Below are 15,730 nucleotides of genomic sequence, written 5' to 3'. Positions count from 1 at the left end.
GACGAACGGTCATGTTGTTCCATCCCGGACGCACGCTCCGGGCGCTGCTGGGACCCGGCCGACCCGTCCTCCGGCAACGGCTGGGAGAACCAGGCGCTGTTCGGCTACGACGACCGCGCGCTGCCCGCGACGGCGTGGTTCCGCCACCGGTGAGACGCGGCGGACCGTGAGGTCCGGCCCCGGCCGGAGCCGTGCCGCCCGGGACCCGGCGGGGACCATCGTGGTCGGGTCCCGGACAAGCCGCCGCAGTCACGGGACACGGGGCCCCGGGCGCGGGACAGTGGAGGCGCCCCCGGAGAGAGGACGCCCGGGGCGGAGGTGGACACGGTGCTGAGGACTCCCGCCGACGGGACACGACTGCGCATCCTGGCGTGGCTGAAGGAGCCGGGTGTCGCGGAGCGCGGTGCCACGGTGGACGCCGTGGCCACCAGGTTCGCCCTGCCCCACGCGGTCGCCCGCGCCCACCTCCGGCTGCTCGCGGCGGCCGGCCTGCTGCGCACCGGCCACGTCGCCGGCCGCCCGCACTACCGGCGCGACGAGGCGCGGATCGCCGAGGTGGCGCGGATGTTCGAGAAGGGCTGGTAGCGGGCGCGGCCCCGGAACGCCCCGCGCCGCGTCAGGCGGCCGCGGGCCCCGCGCCGACCGTGTGCCCTTCGGTCAATCCTTCGGTACGGGGCCCCACATGAGCCGCAGGAACAGGGCCACCACCGCGCCGCCCAGCACCGCGGCACCCGCGATCGTCCAGGACACGGGCCGGCCCGACCGGTCGTCGCCGCGTGCCACCGGAGCCGGGGCGGGCTCCGCCTGCTGCCCGGACAGCGGCCGGTCCCGCAGGGCGTCCGGTGGGTCCACCGGATCCGGCCGGTCCCGCAGGGCGTCCAGCGAGCCCACCGGATCGACCCGCCCGGCCGCCTCGAACCCCCAGTCCAGCAGCGAGCGCGCCTCTTCGTACACCGCGTGCGCACCGCCCGAGCGGGGGTGCATGACCGTCACCACCAGGGTGCGTCCGTCCTGCCGCGCGGCGGCCACGAGGGTGTGTCCGGCGTTGCTGGTGTAGCCGTTCTTGATGCCGATCAGCCCGGGGTAGGGTTCGACTCCGTCCGCCCCGGTGAGCAGCCGGTTGGTGTTCCGGATCCCGTAGGAGCCGCCGTCGCGGCCCGGGAACCGCGCCTCGGTCCGGGCGCAGTACCGCGCGAACTCGGGGTTGCGCAGCCCCGCCCGGCCGAACACCGCCAGGTCGAACGCGGACGACACCTGGCCGGGCGCGTCGTAGCCGTCGGGCGACTCCACCCGGGTGTCGCGGGCGCCCAGGGCGTGGGCCTTGGCCTCCATGCGCTCGGCCGTGGTCCGCCAGCCTCCGCCGAGCGAGGCCAGGACGTGCACGGCGTCGTTGCCGGAACTGAGGAAGACCCCGTTCCACAGGTCCGACACCTCGTAGGTACGGTTCTCGGCGACTCCGACGAGGCTGCTGCCGGGGCCGATGCCCCGCAGGTCCCGCTCGCTGACCTCGTGCCGGAGGCCGGCCGGCAGGGCCGGCAGCACGGTGAGGGCGAACAGGGTCTTGAGGGTGCTGGCGGGCGGCAGCCTGCGGTGCGCGTCGTGCGCCGCGAGCACCGTGCCGGTGCCCGCGTCGGCCACCAGCCACGACTTGGCGGACAGCTCCGGGACCTCGGGTGCCCCCGCGCGCGGCCGGACGTGGGTGCCGGACCGGTACAGCAGGGACGCCGGCGGTGCCCCCGCCCGCGGTCCGGTGCCGGGCGAGGGTGCGGGGTCCGCCCTGGTGCCGGCGGTCGCCGCGGCGGGTGCGAGCGCCAGCAGGCCCGCCGCGCAGAGGGCGCAGGTGGACGTGGCAGCCCGCAGAGCAAATCCGATAGTCATACCGCAAACGTAGGAAGGGACGCCCGGAACACCGTGCTGCCCCGGCCGGAAGCCGTCCGGGAGCACCCGGATGCCGCACGCCGCGGCGTCAGCCGCCGGGCAGGGTCGGCTGGACGCGCCGCAGGAACGCCGCGTTGTCGGGGGTCTCGCGCATCCGTGCCAGCAGCGTCTCCAGGCCGGTCCGCCCGTCACGGGAGGAGGACTGCAGGACGCGCCGCAGGCCCTGGACGGCGGCCAGTTCGGCCGGAGCGAGCAGCAGCTCCTCGCGGCGGGTGCCGGAGGGGGCGATGTCGACGGCGGGGAACAGCCGGCGGGACGCCGCCTCGCGGCTGAGCCGGAGCTCCATGTTGCCGGTGCCCTTGAGCTCCTCGAAGTAGAACTCGTCGGCGCGGGACCCCGTCTCCACCAGGGCCGTGGCGAGGATCGTGAGCGAGCCGCCCTCCTCGGCCCGGCGGGCCGCGCCGAAGAACCGCTTCGGCCCGATCAGGGCGGAGGCGTCGACGCCTCCGCTGAGGGTGCGGCCACCGGAGGCGGCCGCGTTGTTGTGCGCCCGGCACAGCCGGGTCAGCGAATCGAGCAGCACGACGACGTCCTCGCCCGCCTCGACGAGCCGCTTGGCCCGCTCGATCACCAGTTCGGCGAGGGCGATGTGGTCCTTGGCGGGCCGGTCGAAGGTCGAGGCGTACACCTCGCCGCGCACCGAGCGCCGCATGTCGGTGACCTCCTCGGGCCGCTCGTCGAGCAGCACCACCATCAGACGGCACTCGGGGTGGTTGCCGGCGACGGCCGCCGCGAGCTGCTGGAGGAGGACGGTCTTGCCGGTCTTGGGCGGGGCCACGAGCAGCCCGCGCTGGCCCTTGCCGACCGGTGCGAACAGGTCGACGACCCGTCCGGCCGCCCCGGACGCCGGGTGCTCCAGGCGCAGCCGTTCGTTCGGGTGAAGCGGGGTCAGGTCCCGGAAGTGCCGCCGTTCGCGCAGCGCGTCGGGCGCGCGGCCGTCGACCCGGGTGATCTCGGCCGGCCCGTGCCGGTCGCCGAGGACGGCTTCGACGCGGTCGCCCTTGCGCAGGCCGTACCGGCGCAGCAGCGTGGGGGAGACGGGAGGGTCGGAGGGGGAGGGCAGGCAGTGCTCGGCGCGCAGGTGCCCCTTCCCGGCCGCGTCGATGTCGAGGACGCCGGTGACGATCCGGGGCCGCTGCCGGACGGGGGGGTGCTCGAGCGTGGGGGTGGTCATGGATGCGGTCCTTTCGTGGACGACGGGCGGAAAGGTGCGGTGGGAAGGTGGGGAAACCGCGCGGGAGGGCGGATGCGCGCCTCCGGACGGCGGGAACAGCACCTCGGTCGCGGCGGGACGAGCCCCTGGCCGACGAGGTGGTGTGGAAAAGCCGAAGCGCCGGCCGGATACGACGGGCGGAGCGGCGAACCGGAGGGAGAACCCGGGAAGAACGGGCACCGACGCCCGAACGAGGGCGCGTCACAGGTGCTGCTCGCACTGTACCACCCGATGCGGGGTATCGGTGGAGAAAGGGAAGAAGGACCCGCCGGTGACGACCGGCGGGCCCGGAGTGCGGTGCGTGCGGCGTGTCGGCGTACGGCGTGCGGGCGCCGCTTCCGCACGCGTGGGGGCGCCCGCGCTCGCTCAGGCCGAGCGCTCCCGCGCGTCCCGCGCGATCCGTGCTCCCATGGCCGCCGCCAGTGCCTGCGCGCCCGACAGCGGGCGCACCATCACCGTGAACGCGTCGATGAGCCCGTCGTCGCCGACGTGGAGGAAGTCGCAGCCTTCGATCGTGCGGTCGCCCACCCGCGCGGTGAAGACCAGCGCGTGGTCGCGGCCGCCCGCGTCGTTGATCTCGCGCACGTAGCGGAAGTCCTCGAAGACCTCCGCGACCGCCCGCAGGATCGCCCCGGTGACCGGTTTGCCGGTGTACGGCTTGAACACGACGGGGCTGGTGAAGACGACGTCCTCGGCCAGCAGCGCCACGGCGGCGTCGAGGTCACCGGCCTCGACCGCCTCCCGGAATGCCTGCATCGCGACCCCTCATAGTCAATTAATTGAATAGGTGCGGATGAGAGTATCCAGCCGCTGTTAACGTGTCCACATGTCCCTCAAGTACGCCGTCCTGGCCGCTCTCCTGGAGGGGGAGGCCTCGGGTTACGAGCTGTCCAAGATCTTCGACGTCTCGTTCGCCAACTTCTGGGCCTCCACGCCGCAGCAGCTCTACCGGGAGCTGGAGCGGCTGACCCGGGACGGGCTCGTCGAGGCCCGGGTGGTCCGGCAGGAACGGCGCCCGGACAAGCGGATGTTCACCCTCACCGAGGCCGGCCGCAAGGACCTGCGGGCCTTCGCCGCCGAGCCGCCCCGGCGGCCCACCGCCATCCGCGACGAACTGCTGATCAAGGTCCAGGCCATGGACGGCGCGGACCCCGGGGCGACCCGCGCGCTGGTCGAGGAACGGATGGCGTGGGCGCGCGGCAAGCTCGCCCGCTACGCGCGGGTGCGCGAACGGCTGCTGGACGGCCGCTCGGAGGAGCAGTACCTGCGGGAGGCGGACCGGGTCGGACCGTACCTCACCCTCATGGGGGGCATCGCCTTCGAGGAGGAGAACCTGCGCTGGTGCGAGCGCGTGCTGGCGGTCCTGCGGCAGCGGGCCTCCCAGGGGCGGTCCGATGTTCGGTCCTGAAGGTCCCGGTCTGCGCGAGCTCGCCGTCCAGGCGCTGTCGTCCGTGGAGCACGGCTACGACCTCCTCGCGCCGAAGTTCGACCGCACCCCCTTCCGCACGCCCGAGGCGGTGCTCGACGCCACCGCCTCGGCGCTGCGGAGGATGGGGCCCTTCGACGCCGGGCTCGACCTGTGCTGCGGCACCGGGGCGGGCACCGGTGTGCTGGGGCGGGTCTGCGCAGGGAGCGTCACCGGCGTGGACTTCAGCGCCGGCATGCTGGCCGTCGCGCGGGAGCGTGCCGGGTCCGCCGGGCCACCGGTCGCCTGGGTGCGGGCGGACGCGCGGGCGCTGCCGTTCCGGCCCGTCTTCGACCTGGTGGTGAGCTTCGGGGCGTTCGGGCACTTTCTGCCGCGCGAACTGCCGGGCCTGTTCGCCCAGGTCCACTCGGTGCTGCGGCCGGGAGGCCGTTTCGTCTTCCCCGTGGTCGCGCCGCCCCGGCCGGGCTCGCTCGGGTACGCGGCGCTGCTCGGATTCGACGCGGTGATGCGGGTGCGCAACGCCGTGTGGCGTCCGCCGTTCGTCATGTACTACCGGACGTTCCGCTTCGGTGAGGTCCGGCGCGAACTGGCCCGGGCGGGCTTCGAGGTGGAGTTCCACGCGCTGCCCGAGCTCGGACGGCGGCGGGACGGCAGTCCGCGCGTGCGTCTGATCGTCGCGAGGCGGCCGGAGGCCTAGCGGGTTGGATTTTCCCACCGGATCCTTCCAGTGCGTTGGATTTTCCAACTCAACTGGTTACGGTGGCTCGCGTGACCATGACTCCGCATGCCGAGACCCCTGTCGATCCGCTGTGGTGGTCCTGGGAGGGGGCGCACGGCGGCTGGGTCGCCGGCGCGGCGCTGACCGCCGTACGGGACGCGTTCACCGGCGGCCACCGGCCGGTCCGCTCGCTGACCACCCACTTCCTGGCCCCGGTCGGCACCGGGCCGCTGCGGTTCTCCGGGACCGCCCCCGCGGCCGGCCGCTCCACCGTCACCTGTCTGTTCACCGGCCACCAGGACGGCGAGCCGGCCCTCGTCGGCTCCGCGCTGTTCGGGCCGCGTCGCACCGGCCCCGGGTACGACGGTCTCCCGGCCCCGGACGTCCCGGGGCCGGACGACTGCCCCCCGCTGCACCTGCCCGTCGAGCAGGTCCCCTTCGCCCGGCAACTGGAGATCCGCCCCGCCACGGCCGACCGGCCGCTCGCCGGCGGCCCGCGCGCCGAACTCCTCGCCTGGATCCGCTTCCGCGACGGCCGGGGCCTCGGCGCCGCCGCGGTCACCACCCTCGCCGACGCACTGCCGCCGGCCCTGTACGCCCGCTGGCGCACCCCGCGCCCGGTGCCCACCGCCGAGCTGACCGTCCACTTCACCGACGCCCTCGACGACGAGGCCCCCGAGGGCTGGGCCCTCGTGCGCATCCGCACCGACCACGCGGGCGGCGGCTGGGCGGTCGACGACAGTGCCGTGTGGTCGGCCGACCGTCGTCTGCTGGCCACCGGCCGCCAGGCCCGTGTGGTGCGGGAGCCGCGGGACCGCAGGCCGCCCGGCGGGCCCGGGGCCGGTCAGACCGCGGCCGGTACGGTGAACTCGTAGACCAGGGCGTCCTGCTGGGCGTCCACGAGCAGCTCGGTGATCTCCAGCGGCCGGGCGAACTGGTCGTGCACCCGCCGGGTGACCCGCACCGACGGGGTTCCCGCGATCCGCGTGATCGTGTCGCGGTGGTGCAGGGTCAGGCCCGCCCGGCGCATCCAGTCGTAGGCCCGCCGCAACTCCGCGGCGGCGGCGCCGTCGGCGCGGTCGCGGTAGCGGGCCAGTTCCCCGACCTCCGCGAGGGCCACGGCGGAGAACGAGGTCACGGCCGTGCGCAGTTCCCGCCCGTCGGCCGACACGGACCAGTAGCGGTGCACCAGCGTCGGCCGCGCCGGGGCCGCTCCCAGGGCCTCGGCGTGACCGGGAGGCGGGGTCTCCCAGGCGACGGTGGCCCGGTCCGCCGCGCACCGGACGGCGGACCGGGCGCCGACCGGGAAGCCGGGGGAGGCCGGCGTCCGACTCGGCGGACCGGGCAGGGCGGCGTGGCTGCCCCGCCGGTCGGTGGCGACCAGCCCGTCGCGGCGCAGCATCCGGAGCGCCTGCCGCACGGTCTCCCGGCTGACCCCGAAGTGCTCGGCCAACTGCCGTTCCCCGGGGAGACGTTCGCCGGGCGGGATGGCCCCGCCGCGCAGTTCGTCGAGCAACTCCCTCGCGATCCGCCGGTAGAGGGGCGTCCCTGCCTCGTGCGGGTGATCGTGCGGGGTGGTGCGGGCCATGCCGCGCCTCCTGGTGGTGACGTTCCGTAGCCGTTCGGGCTCGTTGCGCCACCACATCTACCACTGGTCTAAACCAGTAGGGAAGGGTGGTCCGGCGGTTCGGCCGGAACACGCCCCGGCGCCACCCCCGTCACAGCGCGCCGTACAGGGCGTCGACCAGGGCCGTCTTGCGGGGGTCGTCGGCGACATGGGGCCCCATCCGGTTCATCGTGTAGCCCAGCGAGACACCCGCCTCCGGGTCGGACAGCCCGCAGGAGCCGCCGAACCCGTCGTGTCCGAAAGCCCGCGGGTTCGGTCCGTACGAGCCGTTGGGCCCGCTGAGCCACAGGCCGAGCCCGATCTCGGTCTCGTGCCGGAAGCCGGCCCCGAGCACCAGGTCCCGGCAGGCGCCCTGTCCCTCGCGCACCCGCTCGGCCGCCGACGGCGACAGGAAGCGGCGGCCGCCGTACGCGCCGCGTCCCGCGAAGACCGCGTACAGCGCGGCGACGGCCCGCGCGGTGCCGTGGCCGTTCGCGGCCGGTATCTCGGCGGCCCGCCACTCGGGTGTGTTCGCGTCCGCCGCGCCCACCGCCGGATTGGTCAGCGCCGCGACGGCCGCGGGCGCCAACCGGCCGAACGTCTCCGCCTGTTCGGCGCTGCGCCGGACCGGGGGCTGCACCAGTTCGGCCACCCGGTCGGCGTCCTCGGCCGGCAGGCCGATGGTGAAGTCGATCCCCAGCGGCCCGGTCACCTCACGCTCCAGGAAGGCTCCGGGCAGCAGCCCCGACACCCGCCGCACCACCTCGCCGACCAGGTGGCCGTACGTCAGCGCGTGGTACCCGGACCGCGTGCCCGGCTCCCACCAGGGCTCCGTCGCCGCGAGCCGCCGGGTGGTCAGCTCCCAGTCGCAGAGCTGCGCGAGCGAGTGCGGCTCGCGCAGTCCGGGCAGCCCGGCGCGGTGCGAGAGCAGATGGCGCACGAGGACCTTCTCCTTGCCCGCCGCGGCGAACTCCGGCCAGTACGCGGCCACCGGCGCGTCGAGGTCGAGCAGCCCCCGGTCGGCGAGCAGGTGGGCGCACAGGGCCACCGGGCCCTTGGAGGTCGACCACACGTTGACCGGGGTGTCCCGCTCCCAGGGCCGGGTGCGCGCCGCGTCGGCCCAGCCGCCCCACAGGTCCACCACCGTCTCGCCGTCCACGGTGACGGCCACCGCGGCGCCCAGCTCCTCCCGTTCCCGGAAGTTCTCCTCGAACGCCGCCCGCACCGCCGCGAAGCGCGGCTCGCAGTGACCGTGGACTCGTACCTCGTGCTCGGACATGGGCCCTCCGCCGGCCGTCGGAAAGCCGGACCGCGGTGCCGCGGCCCGGGCGGCAAGAACGTACCGACCGGTCGGGCCGGGGGGAAGGCCGCCGGTGCGGCACGAGCGGCCGCCTCAGGCGTAGGAGCGCATCCAGCGCAGCTTGGCCGCCTCCTGGAACGGGCCGCCGCCCTCGTGGTCGTTGAAGTCGTACACCTCGATCGCCTTGTCCTCGTGCGCCCAGGCGTTGAAGGCCGCGAAGACGGTCGAGGGCGGGCAGGTCTGGTCCTCCAGGGCCGCCGAGAACAGGGCGGGCGCCCGGCCGCGGGCGGCGAAGTGCACGCCGTCGAAGTAGGACAGGGTGCGCAGGGCCTCCTCGAAGCGGCCGCGGTGCGTCTTGAGGTAGAGGCCGATTTCCCGGTACGGGTGCCGGTCGGTGAGCGTCGTGGCGCGCGGGAAGTCGCACAGGAACGGCACGTCCGGCGCTACGCCCGCCAGGTCCGGGACCAGAGCGCCCACCGCGAGGGTGATGCCGCCGCCCTGGCTGGCGCCCACGGCCACCGTGCGCCGCTCGTCGGTCAGCGGGTGCGACCGGGCCGCCTCCACCGCGCGCACGGCGTCCGTGAAGACCCGGCGGTAGTAGTAGTTCTCGGGCGCGTCGATGCCGCGCGTCATGAACCCGGGGTACGCGGGGGCCCCGCCCACCGGGTCCGGGGTGCCGCCGCCGGCGCCCCAGGCGCTGCCCTGGCCGCGGGTGTCCATCACGAAGTGGGCCCGGCCCGTGGACGCCCACAACAGGTGCTCGTGGGGCAGTCCGCGGCCGCCGCCGTAGCCGATGAACTCCACCACCAGCGGCAGCGGGGCGTCGGCGCCGGCGGGCAGGACCAGCCAGCCCTTGACGGGGTGACCGCCGAACCCGGCGAACGTCACGTCGAAGACCCGCACCGTGGACAGCCCCGTGTCGACCGGCTCGAAACGGGCGTCGAGATCGTACGTGCGCGCCTCCTCGAGCGTCTTGGACCAGAACGCGTCGAAGTCCTCGGGCGCGGTGCACTCGCTGCGGTACGCGCGCAGTTCGTCGAGGGGGAGGTCGAACAGGGCCATCGGGGACCGCCTTTGCGAAGGGACAGTGCGCAGCGATGACACCGTACGTGGATCACGGGAAGGGCTGCCAGGGTCTCCGCGGTACTTCCCCCGTGCGATCCCGGTGGAAGGACCCGCAGGTGGGAGGAGTGGTAAGCGATTTCTCCCGATCGGCTTCCGGTGCCGCCCGCAGGAGCGGCAGGGCGGCGGCCGGACGGAGTGCGGACGCTCGTACCGACGGCGGCCCGGCGGGCCCGAGGCGCCGACGAGCGGACGGCGGCCGTCGCTTTCAGGCCCCGCGTCTTCAGGCCCTGCCTCTTCGGGTGCCGCGCCTTCGGGCCCCGCGTCCTCAGGTCCCGCGTCTTCAGGCCCCGCGCCGGGCCCACTGCGGCTCCGTACGGGCCCACGCCCGTTCCCACTCCGCCAGCCGGCGGCGCATCGCCGCCTCGCGCACCACCCGGTGCACCAGGAGCACCCCGGCCGCCGAGACCCCCGCGGCGAAGGTGCCCATGCCGATGCTGTGCTGCCACACCGAGGCGTTGTCGACCGGGGGCGGCACATTGCGCCCCCGGGAGTCGAACCACACGTGCACCGTGTCCCCGGGGCGCGCGTTCGCGGGGACGCGCGCGACGGCGGTGCGCCGCCCCTCGCCCGGTTCCGTCCAGCGCACGGTCGCACGGGGCACGCGTTGTTCGTCCGTCCGGGAGGAGGGCCCCGGCCCGGCGGGCCGCTCCACGACCTCGGCGCGCACCCGGTGACGATCGGCGCGCTGCTCCTCGGCGGTCGTCCGCGCCTCGCCGTGGGCCCACCGGGCGGTGACCGCTCCCATCAGCGGGGCCCCCACGCACACCAGCACGGCGACGGCCAGCGCCGTCCACGCCTCGACCACGTCCGACCGGCGCCGCAGCGGATTGCGCCCCCGGGACCGGCCGAGCCACCGCGTCCGCATGTCGACCTCCTCACCGTCGCCGCAGCCGGGGCCGGACGGGACGCCCCTGCCGCTCCCGTCGTCGCGCGCGGCACGCGCGACCGGCCCCCGGTCAGGGGTGCCCGGAGGCACCGGTGCGAAACGGCGGGCCGGAACCGGCGCGGGCGGTCAGCCGAAGCGCTCGATACGGATCCGGTCGACGGGCTGTCCGGCCGCCACCAGCAGCCTGGAGGCGTGCTCGGCGAAGGCGTTGGAGCCGCACACATAGGCCTCCCACCCACCGGGAGGCCGCTCGGCCAGGAGCGGCGCCACATGTGCGGCAGCCATACGCCCCACGGCCGCACCCTCCGGCGCGCTCCGCGTGAACACCGGTGTGGTCTCCGCGCCGAACTCCCGCGCGTAGATCAGCTCTTCGGGACTGCGCGCCGACACCAGCAGCCGCAGCGGCACGGTCAGGCCCCGGGCCCGGTGGTGCCGGACCATCGACATCAGCGGGACCACGCCGGAGCCGGCCCCCACCAGCAGGGCGGGCCGGTCGCCCGGCCAGGCGAAGAAGCCGCTGAGCGGACCGCGCACCTCCACCCGGTCCCCGGGCCGGGCCACCGTGTGGAACCAGCCCGAGACCTCGCCGTCCTCGACGTGGTCCAGCGTCAGCTCGATGTGTCCGGAGTCGTCCGGCGCGGACGCGATCGAGTAGTGGCGCTGGGCCGTGTACCCGTCCGCCGCGGTCAGCCGCAGCAGAAGGTGCTGGCCGGGCAGGTGACCCGGCCAGCCGGGCACGGCGAACCGGAAGGTCGCGACGCGCGGGGTCTCGCGGCGGATCCCGGCCAGGGTGGCCGTACGCCACACCGAGGCGGTCTGCTCGCTCACGCCGATGCGCCCGGGCACGGCGAACCGCGTCGGCGGGGTGAAACGCCCCGGCGCGCTCTCCGCGGGCCCCCGGGCCCCTCGTGGCGCGGGGTCCGCCGCCCCGGTCGCCGTGCCCGTCGGCGTCGTCTCCGGCACCGCCCGTGCCGCCGTTCGCGTCGCCGTCCGCGTCGTCCGCTCAGTCACCGGAGTACCGCTGCTCCTCCCAGGGGTTGCCGCGCGCGTGGTAGCCGTTGCCCTCCCAGAAGCCCGGCTCGTCGTGGTCCAGGAGCCGCAGGCCCGCGATCCACTTGGGGCTCTTCCAGAAGTACAGGTGCGGCACCAGCAGCCGCGCCGGGCCGCCGTGCTCGGGAGGGAGCGGCCGGCCGTCGTACTCCCAGGCGATCCAGGCCCGGCCGCCGACCACGTCGGCGAGCGGGAGACTGGTGGTGTAGCCGGTGTGCGCGTAGGCGACGACATGGGTGGCGGAGTCCTGGGGCCGGACCACGTCCAGGAAGGCGTCCAGGCAAACCCCGCCGAACCGCACCCCGAACTTCGACCAGCCCGTCACGCAGTGGATCGCGCCCTCGTACGCCGAGTCCGGCAGCGCGTGCGCCTGCTCCCAGTCCCAGGTGCGGGGCTCGGCCACCAGCCCGTCGACCCGGAAGGTCCAGTCGGCGGGCGCGAGGTCGGGCGTGACCTCGGCGGACAGGACGGGCCATTCGTCGCCCGCGTCGTACTGACCGGGCGGCAGCCCGGGGTCGTCCACGCGGGGACGGCCGGCGAAGCCTCGGGTGATGTTCACGTGATCGGTGTTTCCGTTGCGAGAGTGCTCGAGTCGTTCCGACGTCCCACCGTACGCGGTGTGCGCGGCCGGACGCGCACCCGCCGGTCCCGCCGCTCAGTGCTCCCCGGAGGGTGACCACGCGTTGTAGTGCTCCAGATAGCCGGCGAACCGCCGCAGGTCCTCCTCCGGCCAGTCCGCCAGCCGCTCGGCGAAGGCCGCGCGGCGGCTCTCGGTCACCCGCGCCAGGACGCGCCGGCCGGCCTGCGTCAGCCGCACCACCTGGACCCGCTGGTCCTCGGGATCCGCCCGCCGTTCGACGAGACCGGACCGCTCCAGGGCGGCCACCTGGCGGCTCACGGTCGACTTGTCCAGCGCGTAGTGGGCGGCCAGGTCCGTGGCCCGGCAGCCCCCGCTCGTCTCCAGGTGCCCGAGCAGCGTGTACGACACCAGCGACAGCTCGGGGTGCATGCGCCCGGCCGACGCGCGGGCACGGCGGGCGAAGACCGTCATCTCGCGCTGGATGACCTCCACGGCCTCGGCTGCGTCCACCCGGACACCTCCCTTCGCGACCCCGGGTTCTCCTGGCACCGTACAACCACGGGGATTCGGGTAGGGTGACCCTCCGGCCGCGGAGGGACCCGGCCGGGGAAGCCGAGGAGGTGGGACCCATCACCGCTGTGTCAGATCGGGTGCTCTCCTCCCGGAGCGACGCGGACCACCGGCACTAGGTGACCGCGAGAGCGCCCTTCGGCTTCCGAAAGGCCCCAGGCTCTTGCCGCACACGCCGTCCCCGCCCCCTTCACCCGTTCCCTCGCCCCCGCTCTCGGCCGCCCCGCCGTCCTCGCCCGCGTCCCGGGCCGCCGTCGTGGCCGCGCTGCGCGCCGCGGGCTGCGTCTTCGCCGAGGACGAGGCCGAGCTGATCCTCGCCGCCGCGCCCAGCCCGGACGCCGCCGCCTCGATGGTCGAGCGCCGGGCGGCCGGGCTGCCCCTCGAACTCGTGGTCGGCTGGGCCGGGTTCCTGGGCCGGCGCATCGCCGTGGAACCCGGTGTCTTCGTCCCCCGCCGCCGCACCGAGTTCCTCGTCGAGCAGGCTCTCGCGCAGGCGCCCGGCGCGGCCGTCGTCGTGGACCTGTGCTGCGGTTCGGGCGCCGTCGGCGCGGCGCTGGCGGCCGGGCTGGGCGAGGTCGAACTGCACGCCGCCGACATCGACCCGGTCGCCGTGCGCTGCGCCCGCCGCAACGTCGCGGACCTCGGCGGCCAGGTCCACACGGGCGACCTGTTCGAGGCGCTCCCCGGCGGGCTGCGGGGCCGGATCGACGTCCTGGCGGCCAATGTGCCGTACGTGCCCACGGGCGAGATCGGCCTGCTGCCCGCGGAGGCCCGCGACCACGAGCCGCGCGTCGCGCTCGACGGCGGCGCGGACGGCCTCGACGTGCTGCGCCGGGTGGCCGCCGGGGCGCCCGGCTGGCTGGCGCCCGGCGGTTGCCTGCTGGCGGAGACGAGCCGCCGTCAGGCGCCCGCCGCCGTCGCCGCCTTCACCGGCGCGGGACTGCGCACCCGTCTGGCCGTCTCCGAGGAGCGGTGCGCCCATGTCGTGATCGGCGTCGGGCCGTAGGCCCGCGGCACCGGCCGCCGCGGGGACCGGGCGGCCGGTGCCGCGGGCGTGTGCTCAGGCGGATGCCGTCGCGCGGGCGATGAGCAGGGCCACGTCGTCGAAGTTGTCGGGTTCGTGCAGGGTGCGCAGGAGCAGGTCGCAGACCTCCTCCAGGGAGAGGCCGGGGCGGTCCAGCAGGGCGAGCAGCCGGTCGAGGCGTTCGTCCAGCGAGTGGTGCCGCGTCTCGACGAGACCGTCCGTGTAGAGGACCAGCCGGTCGCCCGGCTCCAGGCCGACGGTGGTCGTGGAGAACCCGACCCCGCCCACCCCCAGCGGCACCCCGGTGGGCAGGTCGAGCAGTTCCGGGGCGTGGCCGACCCGGATCCGGACCGGTGGCAGATGTCCGGCGTTGGCGACGGTGCACTGCCGCGCGGCGGGATCGTGGACGGCGTAGACGCAGGTGGCGATGGCCTGGTCCAGGCCCCCGGCGATCCGGTCCAGGTGCTCCAGGAGCAGGGCCGGATCGAGGTCGAGGGAGGCCAGCGTCGTGGTCGCCGTGCGCAGCCGGCCCATGGCGGCCGCCGCGGGGATGCCGCTGCCCATGACGTCCCCGACGACGAGGGCGGTCTTGTCGCCCTCCAGCGGGATCACGTCGAACCAGTCGCCGCCCACCTCGCTGGTGGCGCCCGCCGGCTGGTAGCGGGAGGCGACCTCGAGTCCGCCCGTCACCCGCGGATGGCTGGGGAGCAGGCTGCGCTGGAGGGTCAGGGCGGTGGCGCGGGCGTTCTGGTACCAGCGGGCGTTGTCGATCTGCACGGCCGCGCGGGAGGCCAGCTCCCGCGCGAGCAGCAGGTCGTCCTCGTCGAACGGCGCGGGATCGTGCGTGCGCTTGAGGTCGAGGGCGCCCAGCACCTCGCCGCGCGCGATCAGCGGCACGGCCAGGTACGAGTGGAGACCCGCCCGGGCCAGTAGCTCGGCCGCCTCCGGGGAACGGGCTATGCGGGCCAGGTCCTCGTCCTTCACCCGCGGCACCAGCACGGGCCGCCCCGTGCGCACGCACTCGGTGACCAGCCGGTCCGGCGCGTACCGGGTCACCTGCCCCGGCGGGTCGGCCGCCCGCACCGCGTCCTCCGCTTCCGCGCCGCGCACCGCCAGGGCCCGGATCATCACGGACTCGGCCGGGCCGAGGGAGCTGCGGTGGCCCCGCACCACCGCTTCCAGCAGGTCCACCGCCGCCACGTCCGCCAGCTCCGGCACGGCCACCTCGGCGAGTTCGCCGGCCGTGCGCTCCAGGTCCAGCGTGGTGCCGATCCGCGCGGAGGCGTCGGCGATCAGGGCCAGCCGGCGCCGGGCGGTCTCGGCCTCGAGGCTCGCCCGGTACTGCTCGGTGATGTCCACGATCGACAGGGCCACTCCCAGCACGGTGCCGAGCGCGTTCTCCAGCCGGTACAGCGAGACCGACCAGGCGTTGTCCTCGTCCGGCTCGGCCGGGGTGCGGCCGACCGTGGGCCGGTCGACCACGGGCCGCCCGGTGTCCAGCACCTCGCGGGCGGCGGCCTCGATGGGCCCGGTGTCCAGCATCGGCAGCACCTCGCGGATCGTGCGGCCCAGGTGCGCCTCGGCCGGAACGCCGTTGATCTGCTCCAGTGCCGGGTTGACCGTGACGTACCGCAGGGCGGAGTCCAGCACGGCCAGTCCGATGGGGGACTGGGCGACGATCCGCGTGGACAGCGCCACGTCCCTCTCCAGGCGGCGCACGGTCGACCGGTCCACCGCGAGGCCGAGGGCGTAGACCTCCCCCCGGTCGTCCAGCAGCCGCATGTTGCGGAACTCCACGAGCCGCGTCGTGCCGTCCTTGCGCCGGATCGGGAAGGCCCCGGCCCAGCTCTGCCCGGTGCGCATGACGTCGGCGAACAGCTCCACCACGAGGTCCAGGTGCTCCTCGTGCACCATGATCCGGGCGGCGTACTGGCCCAGCGCCTCCTGGGCGTCGTACCCGAACAGCTCCTCGGCCTGGGGGCTCCACAGCGTGATCCGCCCTTGGGCGTCCAGGACCACCGAGGCCACGCGCAGCACGTCGAGCAGTCCGCTGGGACGCACCGGCCCGTCGTCGCCGTCGCCCGGAAGTGACCCCGCTGCACTCATCCCAGGCCCCGCCTTCGCCGATTCTCCCGGCACGCCCTCGGCGTGCCGGCTCCCCTTGTTCTACCGCGCGCGGGGACGATTTTCCGCCGCTCCTGCGGTCTGTTTCCACCTTCCCGCACCATCGCGCCGGGCGCTTCGCGACGCCGTCGCCGCGGAAGCGGTCCGCGGGTAGTGCTCCCGGGCGGGGG

General features: G+C 75.3%; 16 protein-coding genes. 5 read left to right on the top strand and 11 right to left on the bottom strand.

Annotation, left to right across the window (positions count from 1 at the left end):
- Window positions 1–318 precede the first annotated feature (318 nt).
- The gene (locus CP969_RS06140) at window positions 319–585 is read left to right on the top strand and encodes a helix-turn-helix domain-containing protein (RefSeq protein WP_016827463.1); all 267 of its coding nucleotides are present in this window, start codon (window positions 319–321) and stop codon (window positions 583–585) included.
- A 72-nt stretch (window positions 586–657) separates the two neighbouring features.
- Here CP969_RS06140 and CP969_RS06135 read toward each other — a convergent pair whose 3' ends face one another.
- The 3 genes from CP969_RS06135 to CP969_RS06125 all read right to left on the bottom strand — a co-directional run bounded on the left by CP969_RS06135 (window position 658) and on the right by CP969_RS06125 (window position 3,907).
- Window positions 658–1,878: a D-alanyl-D-alanine carboxypeptidase family protein gene (locus tag CP969_RS06135; RefSeq protein WP_016827464.1), complete on the bottom strand. Its 1,221-nt coding sequence runs from the start codon at window positions 1,876–1,878 to the stop codon at window positions 658–660.
- Between the two features lie 88 nt (window positions 1,879–1,966).
- Window positions 1,967–3,112: a transcription termination factor Rho gene (gene rho / locus CP969_RS06130; RefSeq protein ID WP_016827465.1), complete on the bottom strand. Its 1,146-nt coding sequence runs from the start codon at window positions 3,110–3,112 to the stop codon at window positions 1,967–1,969.
- Window positions 3,113–3,517: 405 nt separating this feature from the next.
- Window positions 3,518–3,907, bottom strand: a complete 390-nt coding sequence (locus CP969_RS06125; protein WP_016827466.1) for a nuclear transport factor 2 family protein — start codon at window positions 3,905–3,907, stop codon at window positions 3,518–3,520.
- 70 nt (window positions 3,908–3,977) lie between these two features.
- Here CP969_RS06125 and CP969_RS06120 point away from each other — a divergent pair, with 70 nt between their 5' ends.
- The 3 genes from CP969_RS06120 to CP969_RS06110 all read left to right on the top strand — a co-directional run bounded on the left by CP969_RS06120 (window position 3,978) and on the right by CP969_RS06110 (window position 6,170).
- On the top strand, window positions 3,978–4,559 hold the full coding sequence (locus CP969_RS06120; protein ID WP_016827467.1) for a PadR family transcriptional regulator: 582 nt from the start codon (window positions 3,978–3,980) through the stop codon (window positions 4,557–4,559).
- Window positions 4,546–5,274 carry a class I SAM-dependent methyltransferase gene (locus CP969_RS06115; protein ID WP_004991665.1) on the top strand — a complete coding sequence of 243 codons (729 nt, stop codon included), beginning with the start codon at window positions 4,546–4,548 and terminating at the stop codon, window positions 5,272–5,274. Before CP969_RS06120 ends, CP969_RS06115 begins: the two co-directional genes overlap by 14 nt.
- A 77-nt stretch (window positions 5,275–5,351) precedes the next feature.
- Complete coding sequence (locus CP969_RS06110) at window positions 5,352–6,170, top strand: acyl-CoA thioesterase (RefSeq protein WP_039831748.1); 819 nt, start codon at window positions 5,352–5,354, stop codon at window positions 6,168–6,170.
- Here CP969_RS06110 and CP969_RS06105 read toward each other — a convergent pair.
- The 7 genes from CP969_RS06105 to CP969_RS06075 form a co-directional block, all read right to left on the bottom strand.
- A complete protein-coding gene (locus CP969_RS06105) occupies window positions 6,140–6,883 on the bottom strand; it encodes a GntR family transcriptional regulator (RefSeq protein WP_016827469.1) in 744 nt (247 codons plus the stop codon). The two genes, CP969_RS06110 and CP969_RS06105, sit on opposite strands and share 31 nt — an antisense overlap.
- Before the next feature lie 130 nt (window positions 6,884–7,013).
- Window positions 7,014–8,180, bottom strand: coding sequence for an EstA family serine hydrolase (locus CP969_RS06100; protein WP_004991682.1), 1,167 nt, complete (start codon window positions 8,178–8,180; stop codon window positions 7,014–7,016).
- Window positions 8,181–8,294: 114 nt separating this feature from the next.
- Entirely contained in the window at window positions 8,295–9,263 is a 969-nt protein-coding gene (locus tag CP969_RS06095; protein ID WP_016827470.1) for an acetylxylan esterase, read from the bottom strand.
- 343 nt (window positions 9,264–9,606) lie between these two features.
- Window positions 9,607–10,191: an Rv1733c family protein gene (locus CP969_RS06090; protein ID WP_016827471.1), complete on the bottom strand. Its 585-nt coding sequence runs from the start codon at window positions 10,189–10,191 to the stop codon at window positions 9,607–9,609.
- Between the two features lie 147 nt (window positions 10,192–10,338).
- A complete protein-coding gene (locus CP969_RS06085) occupies window positions 10,339–11,058 on the bottom strand; it encodes a ferredoxin reductase (protein ID WP_016827472.1) in 720 nt (239 codons plus the stop codon).
- Between the two features lie 157 nt (window positions 11,059–11,215).
- Entirely contained in the window at window positions 11,216–11,821 is a 606-nt protein-coding gene (locus tag CP969_RS06080) for a sulfite oxidase-like oxidoreductase (RefSeq protein ID WP_016827473.1), read from the bottom strand.
- Between the two features lie 96 nt (window positions 11,822–11,917).
- Window positions 11,918–12,352 carry a MarR family winged helix-turn-helix transcriptional regulator gene (locus tag CP969_RS06075; protein WP_016827474.1) on the bottom strand — a complete coding sequence of 145 codons (435 nt, stop codon included), beginning with the start codon at window positions 12,350–12,352 and terminating at the stop codon, window positions 11,918–11,920.
- 223 nt (window positions 12,353–12,575) lie between these two features.
- On the opposite strand from CP969_RS06075, the gene CP969_RS06070 reads away from it, so the two are divergent.
- Window positions 12,576–13,418, top strand: coding sequence for a putative protein N(5)-glutamine methyltransferase (locus CP969_RS06070; protein WP_078495452.1), 843 nt, complete (start codon window positions 12,576–12,578; stop codon window positions 13,416–13,418).
- A gap of 54 nt (window positions 13,419–13,472) precedes the next feature.
- Here CP969_RS06070 and CP969_RS06065 read toward each other — a convergent pair whose 3' ends face one another.
- Entirely contained in the window at window positions 13,473–15,542 is a 2,070-nt protein-coding gene (locus CP969_RS06065) for a SpoIIE family protein phosphatase (RefSeq protein WP_026085382.1), read from the bottom strand.
- Between the last annotated feature and the right edge of the window lie 188 nt (window positions 15,543–15,730).

The organism is Streptomyces viridosporus T7A (assembly GCF_008704515.1).
GTDB lineage: Bacteria > Actinomycetota > Actinomycetes > Streptomycetales > Streptomycetaceae > Streptomyces > Streptomyces viridosporus.
Note: the sequence above shows the minus strand (reverse complement) of the source record. Positions and strands in the feature narration are given on the sequence as shown.

Bases quoted from the DNA above. Each gene is read 5' to 3' on its own strand.
- CP969_RS06115 (WP_004991665.1), top strand. From the start codon at position 4,546: ATGTTCGGTCCTGAAGGTCCCGGTCTGCGCGAGCTCGCCGTCCAGGCG.
- CP969_RS06065 (WP_026085382.1), bottom strand. From the start codon at position 15,542: ATGAGTGCAGCGGGGTCACTTCCGGGCGACGGCGACGACGGGCCGGTG.
- CP969_RS06135 (WP_016827464.1), bottom strand. From the start codon at position 1,878: ATGACTATCGGATTTGCTCTGCGGGCTGCCACGTCCACCTGCGCCCTC.
- CP969_RS06090 (WP_016827471.1), bottom strand. From the start codon at position 10,191: ATGCGGACGCGGTGGCTCGGCCGGTCCCGGGGGCGCAATCCGCTGCGG.
- rho (WP_016827465.1), bottom strand. From the start codon at position 3,112: ATGACCACCCCCACGCTCGAGCACCCCCCCGTCCGGCAGCGGCCCCGG.
- CP969_RS06105 (WP_016827469.1), bottom strand. From the start codon at position 6,883: ATGGCCCGCACCACCCCGCACGATCACCCGCACGAGGCAGGGACGCCC.
- CP969_RS06095 (WP_016827470.1), bottom strand. From the start codon at position 9,263: ATGGCCCTGTTCGACCTCCCCCTCGACGAACTGCGCGCGTACCGCAGC.
- CP969_RS06125 (WP_016827466.1), bottom strand. From the start codon at position 3,907: ATGCAGGCATTCCGGGAGGCGGTCGAGGCCGGTGACCTCGACGCCGCC.
- CP969_RS06100 (WP_004991682.1), bottom strand. From the start codon at position 8,180: ATGTCCGAGCACGAGGTACGAGTCCACGGTCACTGCGAGCCGCGCTTC.
- CP969_RS06120 (WP_016827467.1), top strand. From the start codon at position 3,978: ATGTCCCTCAAGTACGCCGTCCTGGCCGCTCTCCTGGAGGGGGAGGCC.
- CP969_RS06110 (WP_039831748.1), top strand. From the start codon at position 5,352: ATGACTCCGCATGCCGAGACCCCTGTCGATCCGCTGTGGTGGTCCTGG.